Annotated in this window: 15 protein-coding genes and 1 tRNA gene; 8 read left to right on the top strand and 8 right to left on the bottom strand. The window is 64.8% G+C overall.

Features of this window, described 5'->3' with window-relative positions:
• Positions 1–87: 87 nt before the first annotated feature.
• The 3 genes from AC1D1F_RS18885 to AC1D1F_RS18875 form a co-directional block, all read right to left on the bottom strand.
• Positions 88–585 carry a hypothetical protein gene (locus AC1D1F_RS18885; protein ID WP_477678190.1) on the bottom strand — a complete coding sequence of 166 codons (498 nt, stop codon included), beginning with the start codon at positions 583–585 and terminating at the stop codon, positions 88–90.
• A 139-nt stretch (positions 586–724) separates the two neighbouring features.
• Positions 725–801: transfer RNA gene (locus AC1D1F_RS18880), tRNA-Met, on the bottom strand.
• 128 nt (positions 802–929) lie between these two features.
• Positions 930–1718 (bottom strand): enoyl-CoA hydratase, encoded by a 789-nt coding sequence (locus AC1D1F_RS18875; protein WP_477678191.1) that lies wholly within the window; start codon positions 1716–1718, stop codon positions 930–932.
• Between the two features lie 124 nt (positions 1719–1842).
• On the opposite strand from AC1D1F_RS18875, the gene AC1D1F_RS18870 reads away from it, so the two are divergent.
• Positions 1843–2664 (top strand): enoyl-CoA hydratase-related protein, encoded by an 822-nt coding sequence (locus AC1D1F_RS18870; RefSeq protein ID WP_477678192.1) that lies wholly within the window; start codon positions 1843–1845, stop codon positions 2662–2664.
• Positions 2665–2668: 4 nt separating this feature from the next.
• Here the strand turns inward: AC1D1F_RS18870 and AC1D1F_RS18865 are convergent, their stop codons facing one another.
• Genes AC1D1F_RS18865 through AC1D1F_RS18855 form a run of 3 tightly spaced genes read right to left on the bottom strand, consistent with a single transcriptional unit; the run spans position 2669 to position 6413 of the window.
• Positions 2669–4483, bottom strand: a complete 1815-nt coding sequence (locus tag AC1D1F_RS18865) for a M61 family metallopeptidase (protein WP_477678203.1) — start codon at positions 4481–4483, stop codon at positions 2669–2671.
• 38 nt (positions 4484–4521) lie between these two features.
• Positions 4522–5238 carry a DsbC family protein gene (locus AC1D1F_RS18860; protein ID WP_477678193.1) on the bottom strand — a complete coding sequence of 239 codons (717 nt, stop codon included), beginning with the start codon at positions 5236–5238 and terminating at the stop codon, positions 4522–4524.
• Positions 5239–5294: 56 nt separating this feature from the next.
• Positions 5295–6413, bottom strand: a complete 1119-nt coding sequence (locus AC1D1F_RS18855; protein WP_477678194.1) for an FAD-dependent monooxygenase — start codon at positions 6411–6413, stop codon at positions 5295–5297.
• Between the two features lie 95 nt (positions 6414–6508).
• Here AC1D1F_RS18855 and AC1D1F_RS18850 point away from each other — a divergent pair, with 95 nt between their 5' ends.
• Positions 6509–7432, top strand: coding sequence for an MOSC domain-containing protein (locus AC1D1F_RS18850; protein ID WP_477695988.1), 924 nt, complete (start codon positions 6509–6511; stop codon positions 7430–7432).
• On the opposite strand, the gene AC1D1F_RS18845 is transcribed toward AC1D1F_RS18850, so the two are convergent.
• Complete coding sequence (locus tag AC1D1F_RS18845; protein ID WP_477678195.1) at positions 7417–9243, bottom strand: sensor domain-containing diguanylate cyclase; 1827 nt, start codon at positions 9241–9243, stop codon at positions 7417–7419. The genes AC1D1F_RS18850 and AC1D1F_RS18845 overlap by 16 nt on opposite strands.
• Before the next feature lie 88 nt (positions 9244–9331).
• Between AC1D1F_RS18845 and ychF the strand changes: the two genes are divergently transcribed.
• From ychF to AC1D1F_RS18830, 3 genes are all read left to right on the top strand, one after another.
• Entirely contained in the window at positions 9332–10423 is a 1092-nt protein-coding gene (gene ychF / locus AC1D1F_RS18840; protein ID WP_477695986.1) for a redox-regulated ATPase YchF, read from the top strand.
• A 115-nt stretch (positions 10424–10538) separates the two neighbouring features.
• A complete protein-coding gene (locus AC1D1F_RS18835; protein WP_477678197.1) occupies positions 10539–10895 on the top strand; it encodes a RidA family protein in 357 nt (118 codons plus the stop codon).
• 26 nt (positions 10896–10921) lie between these two features.
• Complete coding sequence (locus AC1D1F_RS18830) at positions 10922–11659, top strand: rRNA pseudouridine synthase (protein ID WP_477678198.1); 738 nt, start codon at positions 10922–10924, stop codon at positions 11657–11659.
• A 13-nt stretch (positions 11660–11672) separates the two neighbouring features.
• On the opposite strand, the gene AC1D1F_RS18825 is transcribed toward AC1D1F_RS18830, so the two are convergent.
• Positions 11673–12155 (bottom strand): YqaA family protein, encoded by a 483-nt coding sequence (locus AC1D1F_RS18825; RefSeq protein ID WP_477678199.1) that lies wholly within the window; start codon positions 12153–12155, stop codon positions 11673–11675.
• A 141-nt stretch (positions 12156–12296) separates the two neighbouring features.
• On the opposite strand from AC1D1F_RS18825, the gene dusB reads away from it, so the two are divergent.
• The 3 genes from dusB to purH all read left to right on the top strand — a co-directional run bounded on the left by dusB (position 12297) and on the right by purH (position 15274).
• Positions 12297–13382 (top strand): tRNA dihydrouridine synthase DusB, encoded by a 1086-nt coding sequence (dusB, locus tag AC1D1F_RS18820; RefSeq protein WP_477678200.1) that lies wholly within the window; start codon positions 12297–12299, stop codon positions 13380–13382.
• Positions 13379–13615 (top strand): Fis family transcriptional regulator, encoded by a 237-nt coding sequence (locus AC1D1F_RS18815; RefSeq protein WP_007864972.1) that lies wholly within the window; start codon positions 13379–13381, stop codon positions 13613–13615. The genes dusB and AC1D1F_RS18815 overlap by 4 nt, the downstream gene beginning before the upstream one ends.
• Before the next feature lie 75 nt (positions 13616–13690).
• Complete coding sequence (gene purH, locus AC1D1F_RS18810; RefSeq protein ID WP_477678201.1) at positions 13691–15274, top strand: bifunctional phosphoribosylaminoimidazolecarboxamide formyltransferase/IMP cyclohydrolase; 1584 nt, start codon at positions 13691–13693, stop codon at positions 15272–15274.
• Positions 15275–15805: the final 531 nt, after the last annotated feature.

The raw sequence follows: 15805 nt of genomic DNA, 5'->3' as shown, positions 1-15805 counted from the left end.
CTGGAGTCGCTGTTGTATGGATGCTTGCCGGACTCCGCCGGGAGGGCGAAATGCGGATGCGGGCCGGGGATGCCCCGGCGCGGCAAATCAGCGCTGGTAGGCGGGCAACTGGTGGTACGGCGTCTTGCCGTTGTCCACAGGCGCCTTGGAGGCGCTGTCGGTGGTGAAGTTGAACAGCGTGGCGGTGCCGCCCGGCCGCTTTTCCTTGGCCTCTTCCGCGCTGAGGATCCAGACTTCATGCACCAGGCCGGTGTTGTCGCGCACGTAGTTCACCAGCACGGGCTTGTTCAGCAGCGGAGCGGACAGCGTGAACTGGTTGTTGGCGTCGCGTATGCGCGCGCCGACCGAGAGCCGTTCCCGCTTGCCGTCCATGGAAATCACCGGTGGCGCCAGCACCACCATTTCGCCCCGGACGGCCTTGGCCGGGAACTGCCTGACGTTGGGCTTGGTTGCTTCGGTGGATGAAGTGGCCTGGACGGCCTGGCTGTTCTGGTCGGTCTGGGCCAGGGCGGGCAGGCCCAGCACGCCGGCAGAGGCGGCCAGTGCCGCGAGGAAGGGAGTCAGACGGAAGTTGCAGCGGTTCATGGTATGTGTCCAGAGGCTGTTGAATATCAAAAGGATAGCAAAGAATGGCCGGATCGCGCCAAAAAGAACCCGCAAAGGCCCAGAACACAAAGAACAAAGCCCCAGGGGAGGGGACCCTCTGGGGCTTTGAAAGCATTCTTGGTGGTCGTAGGTGGACTTGAACCACCGACATCAGCATTATGAATGCTGCGCTCTAACCAACTGAGCTATACGACCGAAACCCAAGATTATATATCACCCCCACGCTCCCCGCTACGCGTGGTTCGCTGCCCCCCGAGGGGGCCGCCCGCCTGCGGCCCGGCAAAGCCGGTTCCGCGGCTTCTGCTTGGTTTTCTGGCCTACTTTTAACGGTGAGTGAACACTGGCTTTCGTTTGTTCACGAAGGCGTCCATGCCTTCTTTCTGGTCTTCGGTGGAAAACAGTGAATGGAACAGGCGCCGCTCGAACATCACGCCGTCGCTGAGCCCGCTTTCAAACGCCCGGTTCACGGCTTCCTTGGCTGCCATGACGCTGGGCTGGCCGAAACCGCAGATCATCAGCGCGGCGCCCAGGGCTTCGTCCATCAGCTTGTCCAGCGGCACTACGCGGCTGACCAGGCCCGAACGCTCGGCCTCCTGGGCATCCATCATGCGGCCGGTCAGGGCCATGTCCATGGCCTTGGACTTGCCTACCGCGCGCGGCAGGCGTTGCGTGCCGCCGGCGCCGGGGATGATGCCCAGCTTGATCTCGGGCTGGCCGAAACGCGCGTTGTCGGCGGCGATGATGAAATCGCACATCATGGCCAGTTCGCAACCGCCGCCCAGGGCGAAGCCGCTGACGGCAGCGATCACCGGTTTGCGCACACTGCGGATCTGTTCCCAGTTGCGGCTGATGTAGTCCTTGTTGTAGACGTCGGCAAATGTATAGCTTGCCATCGCGCCTATGTCGGCGCCGGCTGCGAAGGCTTTTTCGCTGCCGGTCAGGATCATGCAGCCTATGCCGTCATCGGCGTCGAAGCCCTTGAGCGCCAGGCCCAGCTCGTCCATCAGCTGGTCGTTCAGGGCGTTGAGCTGCTTGGGCCGGTTCAGCGTGACGATGCCCACCTTGCGGCCGTCCGGGCCTTCGGTGCGGATTTCAATGGTTTCGTAGCTCATGGAAGAAGTCCTTTGGCGGGAAATACGGGAGAAGCTGGGGAAATGCCTGGGGTAATGATGCCATGAGCCGGCTCCGCCCGGCAGCGCCGCAGGTGCTAGATTCGAGGCAGGAGACACCCCCGCCATGACCGATTCCGCTTCCCTCGCCGGCACCGGCGACGCCACTGTTTTGTACGCCACGGAAGGCAGCGTGGCCCTCATCACGCTCAACCGGCCGCAGGCGCTCAACAGTTTCACCCGCCAGATGCACCGCGAGCTGTGGGCCGCGCTGGACCGGGCAGAAGCAGACGCGCAGGTTCGGGCCCTGGTGGTCACCGGCGCCGGCCGGGGATTCTGCGCCGGCGCCGACCTCTCGGAATTTGATTTTTCGCCTGGCCCCGACCTGGTCGAGCGCGCCGACCCGGGCCCGCTGATCGACCAGGCCTTCAATCCCACGGCGCGCCGTTTGCTGCAGCTGCGCATGCCCACGGTGGCTGCCGTCAACGGCGTGGCTGCGGGCGCAGGCGCCTCGCTGGCGATGAGCTGCGATATGGCGGTGGCCGCGCCCGGCGCCAGTTTTATCCAGGCCTTCAGCAAGATAGGCCTGGTGCCCGATGCCGGCAGCAGCTGGCTGCTGGTGCAAAAGCTGGGCCTGGCCCGCGCCATGGGCCTGGCACTCACGGGCGACAAATTACCCGCGGCGGAGGCAAAGGAATGGGGCCTGATCTGGGACGTGGCGGACGAGCCGGTGGCCGCCGCCATGGCCCTGGCGCAGCGGCTGGCCGCGCTGCCGACGCAGGCCCTAGTGGCGACACGGCAGCTGATGCGCGAGGGCGTGACCCGCACGCTGCACCAGCAGCTCGATGCCGAACGCGACATGCAGTCAGTCCTGGGCCGCACGCACGACTACTTTGAGGGAGTGGCTGCCTTCCTGGAAAAACGACCGGCGGCTTTCAAGGGGGAATAAGCCGTCAGGCCTGGGGGCCGAGCCAGTGGTCCATCAGCGCGGCATCCTGCACCGCCAGGCGCCAGGTGGTCAGCGCGGGCGGCATGGCGAGTTCCAGCCGCATCAGTCGTTTGTCGCGCGACACCAGGGCGATGACTTTTTTGGCGTCACCGGCGTAGTGCGTCAGGTCGTCGAGCCGGCTCATGCGCCAGCCGCCGCCCGTGCCCCGTGCCGCGGCTTTCGTGGCGGGTTCCAGTCCCAGCCATTCATCACCGGCCGCGAAGCCGGCGCGCTCGGCGACACCGCCGCGCAAGACGGTTTTGACCTGCACGCTGCCCTGGCTTTCGCCCACGCGCAGGCCCAGCCGGTGGGCCAGTTGCGCGGGCTCTTCCAGCACCGCCACACCATGGTGCTGCAGCAGCGCCTTGAGCGGCAGCTCGTCCCGGCCATGCACCCAGCGGGCGAGTTCCGCCGCGTAGGGCCTGTGCCCGGCCGCCGCGAGCTCTTCCGCGAAATCGGCCTCGCGCATGGGGCCGGCCTTACAGCGCAGCCAGAGGGCGCGCATCACGTCGTCCAGCGTGCCGGCTTTGGCGCGGCGGTGTTCCCTGGCTTCCGTGCGCAGCGTGAGGTCAAAGCACAGCGCCACCAGTGAACCCTTGGTGTAGTAGCTCACGGTGGCGTTGGGCGTGTTTTCATCCTGGCGGTAATACTTCACCCAGGCATCAAAGCTGGCCTCGGCCACCGACTGGACCAGGCGCCCCGGGGTTTGCATGACCTGGTTGATGGTCTTGTTGAGCAGCTTGAGGTAGCCGGCGTTGTCCAGCAGCCCGGCGCGGCGCAGCAGGAGGTCGTCGTAGTAGCTGGTGAAACCCTCGAAAAACCACAGCATGCGGGTGTAGTTCTCGCTGGAGTAGTCGTAACTTTCAAATTCCGCGGGGCGCAGGCGTTTGACATTCCAGGTGTGGAAATATTCGTGGCTGATCAGCCCGCGCAGGGTGGTGTAGCCCTCGGTGCAGCGGGGCTCGCCCACGCGCGGCAGGTCCTGGCGCTTGCAAATCAGCGCAGTGGAGTTGCGGTGCTCCAGCCCGCCGTAACCGTCGTCGACGGCATTGAGCATGAACAGGTAATTCTGGAAGGGTGGTTTTCTGGCGCCGTGCCAGAAGCGGATTTCGGCCTCGCAAATTTTGTGCGTATCGGCCAGCAGCCTGTCGCCGTCGAAGCCGGCCGCGGCGCCCGCCACCACCACGCGATGCGGCACGCCGCGCACCGTGAAGCTGCCGCTCCAGAAAGTGCCCATTTCCACCGGGCAATCGACGAGTTCGTCGTAGTCGGCCGCCACGTAGCTGCCGAAGCCCTGTTTGCTGGTTTCGCGCGCCGCCAAGCCGGTGGCCAGCGACCAGCCTTTGAGAGCCTTGGGCGCGGGAACCTCGAGCACATGCTCCGCCTTTTCACGGCCCTGCACCTTCAAGCACAGGCTGGTGCCGTTGAAAAACCCCCGGTGCGCATCAAGCCAGGCGGTGCGCACCGAGTTGTCGTTGGCATACACCTCGTAGCGCAGCACCAGCGGCCTGGCCGGCGAGCATTGAACCTGCCAGGTGCATTTGTCGAGTTGCTCCACGGACAGCGGCATGCCCACGGCCTGCCGGGCCTCGAGCTTTTGCAGGTTTTTGGAGAATTCCCGCACCAGGTAGCTGCCGGGAATCCAGACGGGCAGGGAAACCCGCTGCAGCGCGTCGGGCTGGGCGATGGTGAGGGTGACGCGAAAGAGATGGGCGTGAAGATCGCCGATTTCGACGCGGTAGTGGACAGGGGGGCGGGTGTTTCGTGTGGGGCCTGGCATCTTGCGCACAGAATACCCCAGGTCCGGGCCCGGCCGTTTTAGCGCTTGGCGGCGGCCAGTTGCTGTTCGACCTGCTGCGCGTTGATCGCGCCGGGGATGCGGGTGCCGTCTTCAAAAAACAGCGTGGGCGTGCCGGTGATCTTGTGTTTCTTGCCCAGGGCCAGGTTGCGGTCCAGTACCGAGGTGTCGCAGCTGCCCTTGGCGACCGCCTGGTCGCGCACCATCAGGTCAAGCCAGGCTTTGCCCTGGTCCTTGGCACACCAGATGTTTTTGGCTTTGTCGGTGGAGTCCGCGCTCAGGATGGGGAAGAGAAACATGTACACCGTGACGTCGTTGACTTTTTGCAGGTCGCGTTCGAAGCGTTTGCAATAACCGCAATTGGGGTCCTCAAACACCGCCAGCTTGCGCTTGCCGTTGCCGCGCACGACGGTGAAGGCATCCTTGACGGGCAGGGCGGAAAAGTCGATGGCGCTGAGTTTTTCCACGCGCTCTTCGGTGAGGTTGCGTTTGGCCCGCACGTCGATCAGGTTGCCCTGGATCAGGAAGTTGCCTTCGGCGTCGGTGTAAAAAATATCGCTCTCGTTGACGCGGATTTCGTAGAGGCCGTTGATGGGCGTCTTGCTGACCTCATCGATCTTGGCGAAAGCGGGCATTCTTTCCGCCAGGTTTTTGCGAATCGCGGCTTCCTGCGCGAACGCGGAACCCAGGCTGCAGGCCAGCAGGCCCAGGACGGTGACAGCTTTCAGAAATCTCATGGTTATTCCCGGTGTTTCGGCATTTTTCGGCCGGCCCATTTCACAAACTCAATTATTCACAAACCCGCGGCTTGCCGCGTCAGCCAGTTTTTCAGGAAACCGCTGCGTTCAAAGCCCTTCATACCCCAATTGCGCAAAGCCTGCCAGCGCCCGTCGGTCTGCGCGAACAGCCCGTGCAAGCCGTCGGTCACCGCGCCCATGGCCGCGACGTCGGCCTTGCGGGCCCTTTCGTAGCGGCGCAGCAGTTTTTCGTCGCCCAGCCCGCGCCAGTACTCGCGCTGCGCCAGCACACCGGCCAGGCAGGCCGCATCGGCCAGGCCCAGGTTCAGGCCCTGGCCCGCCAGCGGGTGCACCGTGTGCGCCGCATCGCCCGCCAGGGCCCAGCCCGGACCCACCCAATGGCCGGCGCCGGACAAGGCCAGCGGCCAACTCGCCCGCTCGCTGGCCAGCCGCAGGCCGCCGGTTTCCTGGCCGCACACGGCTTGCAGGGCCTTGCAAAACTCTTCAGGCGGCAGTTTCTCCAGCGCGCCGGCGCGTTCCACAGAGACTGACCATACCAGCGCCGCCAAGTTCCCCTGGGCGCCGGATAAAGGCAGGAGGGCCAGGATGTCGCCGCCCGCAAACCACTGGCGCGCCACGCCGCCGTGGGGATTTTCCAATTCCAGGCGGGCGGCAATGGCTTTCTGCGGATAAGGCTTGACCGTCCAATTGACCGGTCGCTGTTGCCCTAGCTCGTCGCGGCTGGCGCTTGCCCGGCCTTCGCAGATCACCTGGAGCGCGGCCTTGGCCGGCTCGGTCACGGTTTCAATTTGCGGCTGGTAGCGCACCGCCTGGGCCAGCTGCTGCTCCAGCGCGGGGACGTCGACGATCCAGGCCAGCGCCTCCTGGCCCACGCTGCGGGCGGTGAAATCGAGTTTGCCGCCGCCGTCGCCCCAGACCTGCATTTCGAGCACGGGTGTGGCGAAGGTCGGCTCAGGCCAGGCGCGCAGGGCCTCCAGCACGCCGCGCGATGCGCTGTTCAGCGCATAGGCGCGCACATCGGCGGCTTGCGCGCCCGCGGCTTTTTCGGGGCGGGTGACCAGCGCCACGCGCAGGCGTTCGCGCGCCAGCAGCAGGGCCAGCGTGCGGCCCACCACGCCGTCGCCGCGAATACAGACATCAAAGGTCTTGGACATGCCTCATTCTAGAAGGCAGTGCAAAATCGGCGTTTCGGGCCGGCCCTTTTTCCATGTTTTCCCGCGCTTTCCCGCATTCACAAGGATTTGACGACGTGAGCCACGCATTGAACGACATCCCCGCAGCCGCCGAAACGGCCGGCAGCTCTTTCGACCTCAACGCGGTGATCTCGCGCCTGTATGTGTATCCGGTCAAATCCTGCGCCGGCGTGCAGGTGCAGGAGGCCCTGCTGACCGAGACGGGGCTGGAATTCGACCGCGCCTGGATGGTGGTGGACGACAAGGGCTGTTTCCTCACGCAGCGCGAATTGCCGCGCATGGCGCTGATCAAGCCGCAGCTCAGGCACCACGACATGATCCTGCGCGCCCCCGGCATGCTGGCCCTGCACATCGCCCTGGACCAGGTGGAAGAGCCGGTGCGCGTGCGGGTCTGGAAGGATGAAGTCCAGGCCTACGACATGGGCGCCATCGCCGCCCAGTGGTTCACCGATTTCCTGGGGCAGACGGCGCGCCTGGTGCGCTTCGACCCCGAGCACAAGCGCGTCTGCAACACCGAGTGGACCGGCGGCCTGGAAGCGCTCAACCAGTTCAGCGACGGTTATTCGCTGCTGGTGCTCAGCGAAGCCTCGCTGGCGCAATTCAATGAAAAACTGGCGGCCGCGGGTGCGGCCCCGGTGGGCATGGAGCGTTTTCGCCCCAACCTCGTGCTGGGCGACGCGCCGGGAGCCGAAGGCCTGGCGCCGCATGACGAGGACCGCGTCGACCTGCTGCAGATCACCACGGAGCAGGGCCCCGCGCAGCTCAAGCCGGTCAAACCCTGCCCGCGTTGCCCGATCCCCAACATCGACCCGGCCACCGCGACCAGCAGCCCTGAGGTGAATGACATGCTGCAGACCTACCGGCAGGATCCGCGCGTGAACGGCGCGCTGACCTTCGGCATGAACGCCATCGTGCTGGCCGGCGTGGACCACCAGCTCAAGGTGGGCCAGGCCGTCGGCACCAACTACCGGTTTGAATGACTTTTGACCGCCCGCAGCGGCGGCGGGGTGTGCGCCTGCACCGGCGCATGGAGTGCCTGTGGCGCCTGCGGGCCGCTGGAGAGGCCGTCCAGCGTTGATTCCGTGTCCAGGGGCATGGGGTGTGTCGACTCCGGCTCGAGAAAGCGGATGGGCCGGCGGGTGCGTGCGGCCATGCTGTGCAGCAGGTCGGCCAGGGCCGTGGAAATTTCTTCGTGGCTGCCAAGGCGCTCGCTCAGCACCACGCCCGCGACATGGAACTGCAAAACCACCTCCGGCTTGAGGCCCTTGAGCGGCATGAGCCCCGCCGCGATCAGGCGCGCCGACAGGTCCGTGACGGGTGCGCGTGACGAAACACCCTCAAGAATCAGGCCAAAACGCGCTTCATCGATACGCCCCACGGTGTTGACATCGCGCAGCAGCCGGCGCAGCTTGATGACGCTTCGCAGCAGGCTTTGCTCGGCCACCGCCGTGCCCCAGGTTTTCTTGATATAGCGGTAGTTGACCAGTTCGATGTACACCACGGCGGCGGGCTCTTTGTGGCGTTGCGCCCGGCCCACCACCTGCTTGAAGCGGTCGTGGAAAAGGTGCGCGGCGAGAAGGCCGGTGAGGGCGTCCTGGCTGGACATGGCTTGCTCGCGCGCTTCCACCGCGTGGCGCTCGTGTGAACGCGTGTTCAGCGCGACCAGCAGCAGCGGCACCTCAATGGTCAGCGCCGCCATCAGGCCGTAGTGATACAGCCACGATATGGAAAAAAGGCCGAGGATGCTGGTGACGATGAGGAGCGTGACGAGTCCCAGCGGAGAGAAAGCCGCCAGCACCCAGAAACCCACGACGTCCTGGCGGCGCCACGTCATGTAGGCCCGGCTGGTTCCCAGCGCGACAACGACAACCAGGTAAGCGCCGAGAAGTGCCACGCCCGGGCCGCGCTCCATAAAAAGATAAGCCACCGCCAGCGGCACCCCGGCCATGCCGGCCCGGTAGGCGAGCCGCTCAAACCACTTGTGGCGTGAACCGGTACCGCAGAGGTGATGCACCACCAGCAGCGCCGAGCCGCCGCCCAGAATGGCCAGGAAGCCCTGGGCCATGTTGTTCCAGGTGCTGAAACCGCCCCAGAGAAAATGCCCCGCAACACCCGTCCACGCCGCCACGACGAGGGCCATGATGACCGCGTACACGGAATACCAGCCGTAGGCCCGGTCGCGGTAGACCCAGCTCTGGACGACGCAGGCAATGATCAGCAGCACCAGCGCGCCGAACACCACGCCGATGGCCAGGTATTCCAGTTGCAGGCGCTGCGCCTGGTAGTTGCGGGTGCTGATCCGCACCGGAATGCTGACTTCCGTCTGGTGCTGTATGCGCACATAGACGTCGTGCACGCCGTTGTCCGGCAGCTTGAGTTCGAATTGCCCGTAGCGTCCGGGTTCGGGCCAGCTGGAAACCGCCACGGTGTCCCCGGCGGTCTGGGAGGTCCAGGCGCCTGCGGCCGTGCGCTGGTACACCGTCGCCAGGTCCAGCAGGGGCAGGGGAAATGCCAGCAGCCAGTCCTGGCGCGAGCCCGATGATTTGGCGACTCGGTAGTGCAGCCACAGCGCCGCGCGCGGACCGAGTGAATAAATGGTGTCGGCCGCAACGGGCGTGAAGGCCGGGCCGCCCTTGCCGGCCACTACCTGCTCAATGCCGGCCTGGCCTTCCGTGTCTATCCAGCTGTGGGCGCCGGCCTGCGCGTCCGTGACGGGATTGGCGTCGTTCAGCGCGAGGACCGGCTGGGTCTGCGCCGGCCCGGCCTGCAACAGCAAAGACCCGCCCAGCAAAAGGGTGGCGAATACCTGCCGCAAAGTCTCCCAACCCCGGCCGGGCGCGCATCGAATACACTTCTCAGCCTGTTTTTGAAGGTTTCTCATGAGTTTGAAGTGCGGCATTGTAGGCTTGCCTAACGTCGGAAAATCCACCCTTTTTAATGCGCTGACCAAAGCGGGGATCGCGGCCGAGAACTACCCCTTTTGCACGATTGAGCCGAATGTCGGCATCGTTGAAGTGCCCGATCCGAGGTTGGCCCAATTGGCGGAGATCGTCAAGCCCGAACGCATTGTTCCGGCCATCGTCGAGTTTGTGGACATCGCCGGCCTGGTGGCGGGCGCCAGCACGGGCGAAGGCCTGGGCAACAAATTCCTCGCCCACATCCGCGAAACCGACGCCACGATCAACGTGGTGCGTTGTTTTGAAGACGACAACGTGATCCACGTCGCCGGCAAGGTGGATCCGATCTCCGACATCGAGGTGATCCAGACCGAACTTTGCCTGGCCGACCTGGCCGCCGTCGAAAAAGCCCTGCACCGCGTGACCAAGACGGCGCGCTCGGGCGACAAGGAATCGGCCAAGCTGGTCGTCATCCTCGAGAAATGCCAGGCCGCCCTCAACGAGGGCAAGCCGGTGCGCACCCTGGAGTTCAGCAAGGAAGAGCTGCCGCTGCTGACGCAGTTTTTCCTGATCACCGCCAAGCCCGCCATGTTCGTGGCCAACGTGGCTGAAGACGGCTTCGACAACAACCCGCTGCTGGACCGCCTGAAAGCCTACGCCGACGCCCAGAAGGCGCCGGTGGTCGCGATCTGCGCCAAGATGGAGGCCGAGATGGCCGACATGGAAGAGGAAGACAAGAAGATGTTCCTCGCCGAGATCGGCCAGGACGAGCCGGGGCTGAACCGCCTGATCCTGGCGGCCTACAAGCTGCTGGGCTTGCAGACCTATTTCACCGCGGGCGTCAAGGAAGTGCGCGCCTGGACCATCCATGTGGGCGACACCGGCCCGCAGGCGGCCGGCGTGATCCACACCGACTTCGAAAAAGGCTACATCCGCGCCCAGACCATCGCCTTCGCCGACTACATCAGCTACAAGGGTGAGCAGGGCGCCAAGGATGCCGGCAAGATGCGCAGCGAAGGCAAGGAATACGTCGTCAAGGATGGCGACGTGATGAACTTCCTGTTCAGCAGCTGAGTTACGGCGCACCCCGGCTCGTCCCGGGCTTCCCGGGTCAGGCCCGCGCACCATGGGCTGCGACTGTTTGAGATCTCGTCCCCGTTAACACACACACGTTTTGAAAGAGAACACCATGTCCATCCAGCGCATCGAAACCGGCCCACGCATGTCCCAGGCCGTCGTCCACAACAAAACCGTTTACCTGGCAGGCCAGGTGGCCGACGATGACGCCGGCGCCGGCGTGTACGAAGAGACCCGCAGCATCCTGGCCAATATCGACCGTTTGCTGGCCGCCGCCGGCAGCGACAAGTCGCGCCTGCTGAGCGCCACCATCTGGCTGACCGATATGGACAGCTTTGCCGACATGAACCGCGCCTGGGAAGCCTGGGTGGTGCCCGGCGCCACGCCGGCGCGTGCCACGGTCATGAGCCCGCGCCTGGCGGCTGCCAAGTACCACGTGGAAATCGGCGTGGTGGCGGCGCAGGGCTGATCGCTCCTTAACGCCGGCCCGCCGCGATGACAGAACCCGTTCGCCTCGCCAAGCGCCTGGCCGAAATGCTGTCCTGCTCGCGCCGCGAGGCCGAGCAATACATCGAGGGCGGCTGGGTCAGCGTCGACGGCGTGGTGATTGAAGAGCCGCAGTTCCGCGTGCTCGACCAGGCCATCACCGTCGACAAGGATGCCAGCCTGCTGGCGCTGGTGCCGGTGACTTTGCTGCTGCACAAGCCCGCGGGTTATGAGGCCGGACCGGACGGTCGGGCGGCCTCCCTGGCCCCCTTGCTGTCGGCCGCCACGCGCTCACCCGGCGACAGCTCCGGCATACGCCCGCTCAAAAAACATTTCTCGTCCGTGGAACTGGTGACGCCGCTGGCCACGCCGGCCAGCGGCCTGGTGGTGCTGACACAGGACTGGCGCGTGACGCGCAAGCTGCGTGAAGATGCGCGTGTGATGGAGCATGAGGTCGTCGTCGACGTCAGCGGCGACATCAAGCCCGGCGGGCTGGAGCGGCTCAACCGCGTGGACCACGGCTTCACCTTCAAGGGCGTGTTGCTGCCGCCGGCCAAGGTCAGCTGGCAAAGCGAAACGCGTTTGCGTTTTGCCCTTAAGGGCGAAGTGCCGGGGCAGATCGCCTATATGTGCGAGAGCGTGGGCCTCACGGTGCAAGGCATGAAGCGGTTGCGCATAGGCCGCGTTGCGATGAGCCAGTTGCAGCCCGGCCAGTGGCGTTACCTGCTGCCGCACGAACGCTTCTGATCCTTCTGGTTTTCTAGCCGGTCACGACGCCGGGAAATGCCCAGATCAGGCTGCCCGTCATCAAAAAATAACGCGCGAATTTGCCGACCGCCATGTAGGCCAGGCAGGGCCAGAACGGGAACTTGAGCCAGCCCGCCACCGCGCACAGCGGGTCGCCCACCACCGGCAGCCAGGCCAGCAGGCAGGCTTTGGGCCCCAGCTTTTCCAGCCAGCGCACAGCACGGCCGTGGTGTGAAGAATGCTGGTACTTGTCCACTACCTTGTGGGCGCCGTAGCCCATCCACCAGTCGAGCGCGCCGCCCAGCGTGTTGCCCGCGGTGGCGACCAGCACGGCCGGCCAGAACATCGCCGGGTTGAGTTTGACCAGGCCGAAGACCACGGGCTCAGACCCCAGCGGCAGCAAGGTAGCCGAAATGAAAGACACCACGAACACCGTGCTCAGGCCGTATTCGGGCAAGGCCAAAAGTTCTATCAGGCGGTGAATCCAGGCTTCCATATATGCATTCGAGTATAGGCAGGACGGGCCGCCGGACTTGTCAGCAAGATGCTTACAAGTCCGTGTGCGGATTTCAATTGCTGAAATTTTGGGCAGGTACAATCGTGCCTCCTTTTTCAGCAAGCCCCAGTCACCCTTCCCATGAACATCGGCCCCTACGCTCTGGCAAACAATCTGTTTGTCGCGCCCATGGCCGGCGTGACGGATCGGCCGTTCCGCCAGCTCAGCAAAAAGCTGGGCGCGGGATACGCTGTCAGCGAGATGGTGACTTCGCGCAAGGACCTGTGGGACAGCCTGAAGACTTCGCGCCGCGCCAACCATGAAGGCGAGGCCGCGCCCATCGCCGTGCAGATCGCCGGCACCGACGCGCAGATGATGGCCGAGGCTGCGGCCTACAACATAGACCGCGGCGCGCAGATCATCGATATCAACATGGGCTGCCCCGCCAAGAAGGTCTGCAACAAATGGGCCGGCTCGGCATTGATGCAGGATGAAACCCTGGCGCTGCAGATCGTGGAGGCCGTGGTCGCCGCATGCGCGCCGCGCAATGTCCCCGTCACGCTCAAGATGCGCACCGGCTGGTGCCAGGCCGAAAAGAACGCGCTGGCGATCGCACGCGCCGCCGAAAGCGCCGGCGTGCAGATGGTCACCGTGCACGGCCGCACGCGCGAGCAGGGCTACAAAGGCGCCGCCGAATACGACACCATCGCCGCCGTCAAGGCCGCCCTGCGCATTCCGGTGGTGGCCAACGGCGACATCGGCAGCCCCGAGAAAGCCCGCGACGTGCTGGCTTACACCGGCGCCGACGCCGTGATGATCGGCCGCGCGGCCCAGGGCCGGCCCTGGATTTTCCGCGAGGTGGCGCATTTCCTGGCCACAGGCACGCATCTTGCGCCGCCTCTGGTGGCCGAGGTCGAGCGCCTGCTGGTCGACCACTTGCGCGACCATTACGACTTGTACGGTGAGTTCACCGGTGTGCGCACGGCGCGCAAGCACATCGGCTGGTATGTGAAGACCTTGCCCGGCGGCGAGGCCTTTCGCGCGCGGATGAACCTGCTGGAAGACTGCGAAGCGCAACTGCGCGCGGTCAGTGGTTTTTTTGAGGGGCTGGGCGAGCACATGGACCGGATTCCGGCCAGTGCCGGCGAAGACGAAGAGGGCGTGCCGGGGCAGGCACGGGCGAACAAAGATAAAAATCAGGAAAATCAGGAAGAAGCTGCTGCATGAGCAAAAAACACATCGAAGAGTGCGTACGCACCAGCCTGGAAGGCTATTTCAAGGACCTGCGCGGCACCGAGCCCGACGGCATGTATGACATGATGGTCAAGGTGGTCGAAAAGCCGCTGCTGGAGGTCGTCATGCAACATGCCGAGCAGAACCAGTCGCGCGCCGCCGAATGGCTAGGCCTGAACCGCAACACCCTGCGCAAGAAGCTGGTCGAGCACAAGCTCATCAAATAACAATTCCCCGTCCGGCCTTCCGGCATCCATCGGACTTTTGAACCGGCTCCCTTGTGGGCTTTTGAGAACACCACCATGAACGCACTGATTTCCGTTTCCGACAAAACCGGCATCCTCGAATTCGCGCAGGCGCTGCACGCGCTGGGCATCAAGCTGCTGTCCACCGGCGGCACGGCCAAGCTGCTGGCCGACGCCGGCCTGCCGGTGACCGAGGTCGCCGACCACACCGGCTTTCCTGAAATGCTGGATGGCCGCGTCAAGACGCTGCACCCCAAGATCCACGGCGGCCTGCTGGCCCGGCGCGACCTGCCCGAGCACATGGCGGCGCTGAAAGCCCACGGCATAGACACCATAGACCTGCTGGTGGTCAATCTCTACCCCTTTGAATCCACCGTCGCCAAGCCTGGCTGCACGCTGGAAGACGCGATCGAGAACATCGACATCGGCGGCCCGGCCATGGTGCGCTCCGCCGCCAAGAACTGGAAGGACGTCGGCGTGCTGACCGACGCCTCGCAATACGCGGGCGTGCTCGATGAACTGAAAGCCGGTGGCAAGCTCAGTGACAAGACCAAGTTCGCCCTGTCGGTGGCCGCGTTCAACCGCATCAGCCAGTACGACGGCGCCATCAGCGATTACCTCTCCGGCCTCCAGGCCGACGGTAGCCACGGCATGTTCCCCGGCCAGGCCAACGGCCGCTTCGTCAAGGTGCAGGACCTGCGCTACGGCGAAAACTCGCACCAGCAGGCCGCGCTGTACCGCGACCTGTACCCCGCGCCCGGCTCGCTGGTGACGGCCAAGCAGCTGCAGGGCAAGGAACTCTCGTACAACAACATCGCCGACGCCGACGCCGCCTGGGAATGCGTCAAGAGCTTCGACCTGATCAAGGACGGCGCGGCCTGCGTGATCGTCAAGCACGCCAACCCCTGCGGCGTGGCTGTCGGCAAGGACGGCCTGGAGGCTTACGGCAAAGCCTTCAAGACCGACCCGACCTCGGCCTTCGGCGGCATCATCGCCCTGAACTGCCCGCTCGACGAACGCGCGGCGCAGCAAATCTCAAAACAGTTTGTCGAGGTGCTGATGGCGCCGGCCTTCACGCCCGAGGCGCTGGAAGTCTTCAAGAGCAAGGTCAATGTGCGCATCCTGCAGATCGACCTGCCGCCCGGCGGTGACACCGCCTGGACACAGGGGCGCAACCTGATGGACGTCAAGCGCGTGGGCTCGGGCCTGCTGATGCAGACCGCCGACAACCACGAGCTGGCCATCGGCGACCTCAAAGTCGTCAGCAAGCTGCAGCCCACGCAGGAGCAGCTGCACGACATGCTGTTTGCCTGGAAGGTCGCGAAATACGTCAAGTCCAACGCCATCGTGTTCTGCGCCGACGGCATGACGCTGGGCGTGGGTGCCGGCCAGATGAGCCGCATCGACTCCGCCCGCATCGCCTCCATCAAGGCCGCCAACGGCGGCTTGACCCTGCAAGGCTCGGCGGTCGCAAGCGACGCTTTTTTCCCCTTCCGCGACGGCCTCGATGTGGTGGTGGACGCCGGCGCGACCTGCGTGATTCAGCCTGGCGGGAGTATGCGGGATGATGAGGTGATTGCTGCTGCTGATGAGCGGGAAGTGGTGATGGTGTTGACTGGAGTTCGGCACTTCCGGCACTAGGGTCTTCTTCCGCCGGGTCTTGCTCCGGCGGGCGCGCTCGCTTCCGAGACCTGCTGGCCGGGGGTTGCCCGGCGGCAACTTACTTTTCTTTTGCTTCGCCAAAAGAAAAGTAAGCAAAAGAAAAGGCGACCCTGGTTGCTGCGTCCCTCCGCTGCGCTACGGGCAACCTGCGGTGCTCGGTCCAGACGGGGTCTCGCTAAACTCGCCTTCGGCTCAAACAACGCGATCCCTGATCCGTCTGGCCCTGCGCTCCTCGGCGCATCCACAAGGGGTGGGGAAGGAACACCAATACCGAATACAGAAGAAACAAGGACTCGCCTTGGCGAGTCCTTGTTTGTCTTGGTTTGTTTCTTTGGTATTTGTCTTCTGTTCCCGCTCCCGATTGCCCCGTCCTGGCTGGGCCGAGGAGCGCAGAGACAAGCGGATCAGGGCCGGCGTTGTCTGAGCGAAGCGAGTTTAGCCGGACCCCGCTTGGCTCGAGCACCGCAGGTTGCCCCGTAGCGAAGCGCAGGGGACCCAGACTGCGGGTCG

The sequence above is a fragment of the Polaromonas sp. P1_H6 genome (assembly GCF_056405195.1).
Note: the sequence above shows the minus strand (reverse complement) of the source record. Positions and strands in the feature narration are given on the sequence as shown.

What these genes read in the sequence shown, in the direction of transcription:
- AC1D1F_RS18885 (WP_477678190.1), bottom strand. Translation starts at nt 585, where the DNA reads ATGAACCGCTGCAACTTCCGTCTGACTCCCTTCCTCGCGGCACTGGCC.
- AC1D1F_RS18875 (WP_477678191.1), bottom strand. Translation starts at nt 1,718, where the DNA reads ATGAGCTACGAAACCATTGAAATCCGCACCGAAGGCCCGGACGGCCGC.
- AC1D1F_RS18870 (WP_477678192.1), top strand. Translation starts at nt 1,843, where the DNA reads ATGACCGATTCCGCTTCCCTCGCCGGCACCGGCGACGCCACTGTTTTG.
- AC1D1F_RS18865 (WP_477678203.1), bottom strand. Translation starts at nt 4,483, where the DNA reads ATGCCAGGCCCCACACGAAACACCCGCCCCCCTGTCCACTACCGCGTC.
- AC1D1F_RS18860 (WP_477678193.1), bottom strand. Translation starts at nt 5,238, where the DNA reads ATGAGATTTCTGAAAGCTGTCACCGTCCTGGGCCTGCTGGCCTGCAGC.
- AC1D1F_RS18855 (WP_477678194.1), bottom strand. Translation starts at nt 6,413, where the DNA reads ATGTCCAAGACCTTTGATGTCTGTATTCGCGGCGACGGCGTGGTGGGC.
- ychF (WP_477695986.1), top strand. Translation starts at nt 9,332, where the DNA reads ATGAGTTTGAAGTGCGGCATTGTAGGCTTGCCTAACGTCGGAAAATCC.
- AC1D1F_RS18835 (WP_477678197.1), top strand. Translation starts at nt 10,539, where the DNA reads ATGTCCATCCAGCGCATCGAAACCGGCCCACGCATGTCCCAGGCCGTC.
- AC1D1F_RS18830 (WP_477678198.1), top strand. Translation starts at nt 10,922, where the DNA reads ATGACAGAACCCGTTCGCCTCGCCAAGCGCCTGGCCGAAATGCTGTCC.
- AC1D1F_RS18825 (WP_477678199.1), bottom strand. Translation starts at nt 12,155, where the DNA reads ATGGAAGCCTGGATTCACCGCCTGATAGAACTTTTGGCCTTGCCCGAA.
- dusB (WP_477678200.1), top strand. Translation starts at nt 12,297, where the DNA reads ATGAACATCGGCCCCTACGCTCTGGCAAACAATCTGTTTGTCGCGCCC.
- AC1D1F_RS18815 (WP_007864972.1), top strand. Translation starts at nt 13,379, where the DNA reads ATGAGCAAAAAACACATCGAAGAGTGCGTACGCACCAGCCTGGAAGGC.
- purH (WP_477678201.1), top strand. Translation starts at nt 13,691, where the DNA reads ATGAACGCACTGATTTCCGTTTCCGACAAAACCGGCATCCTCGAATTC.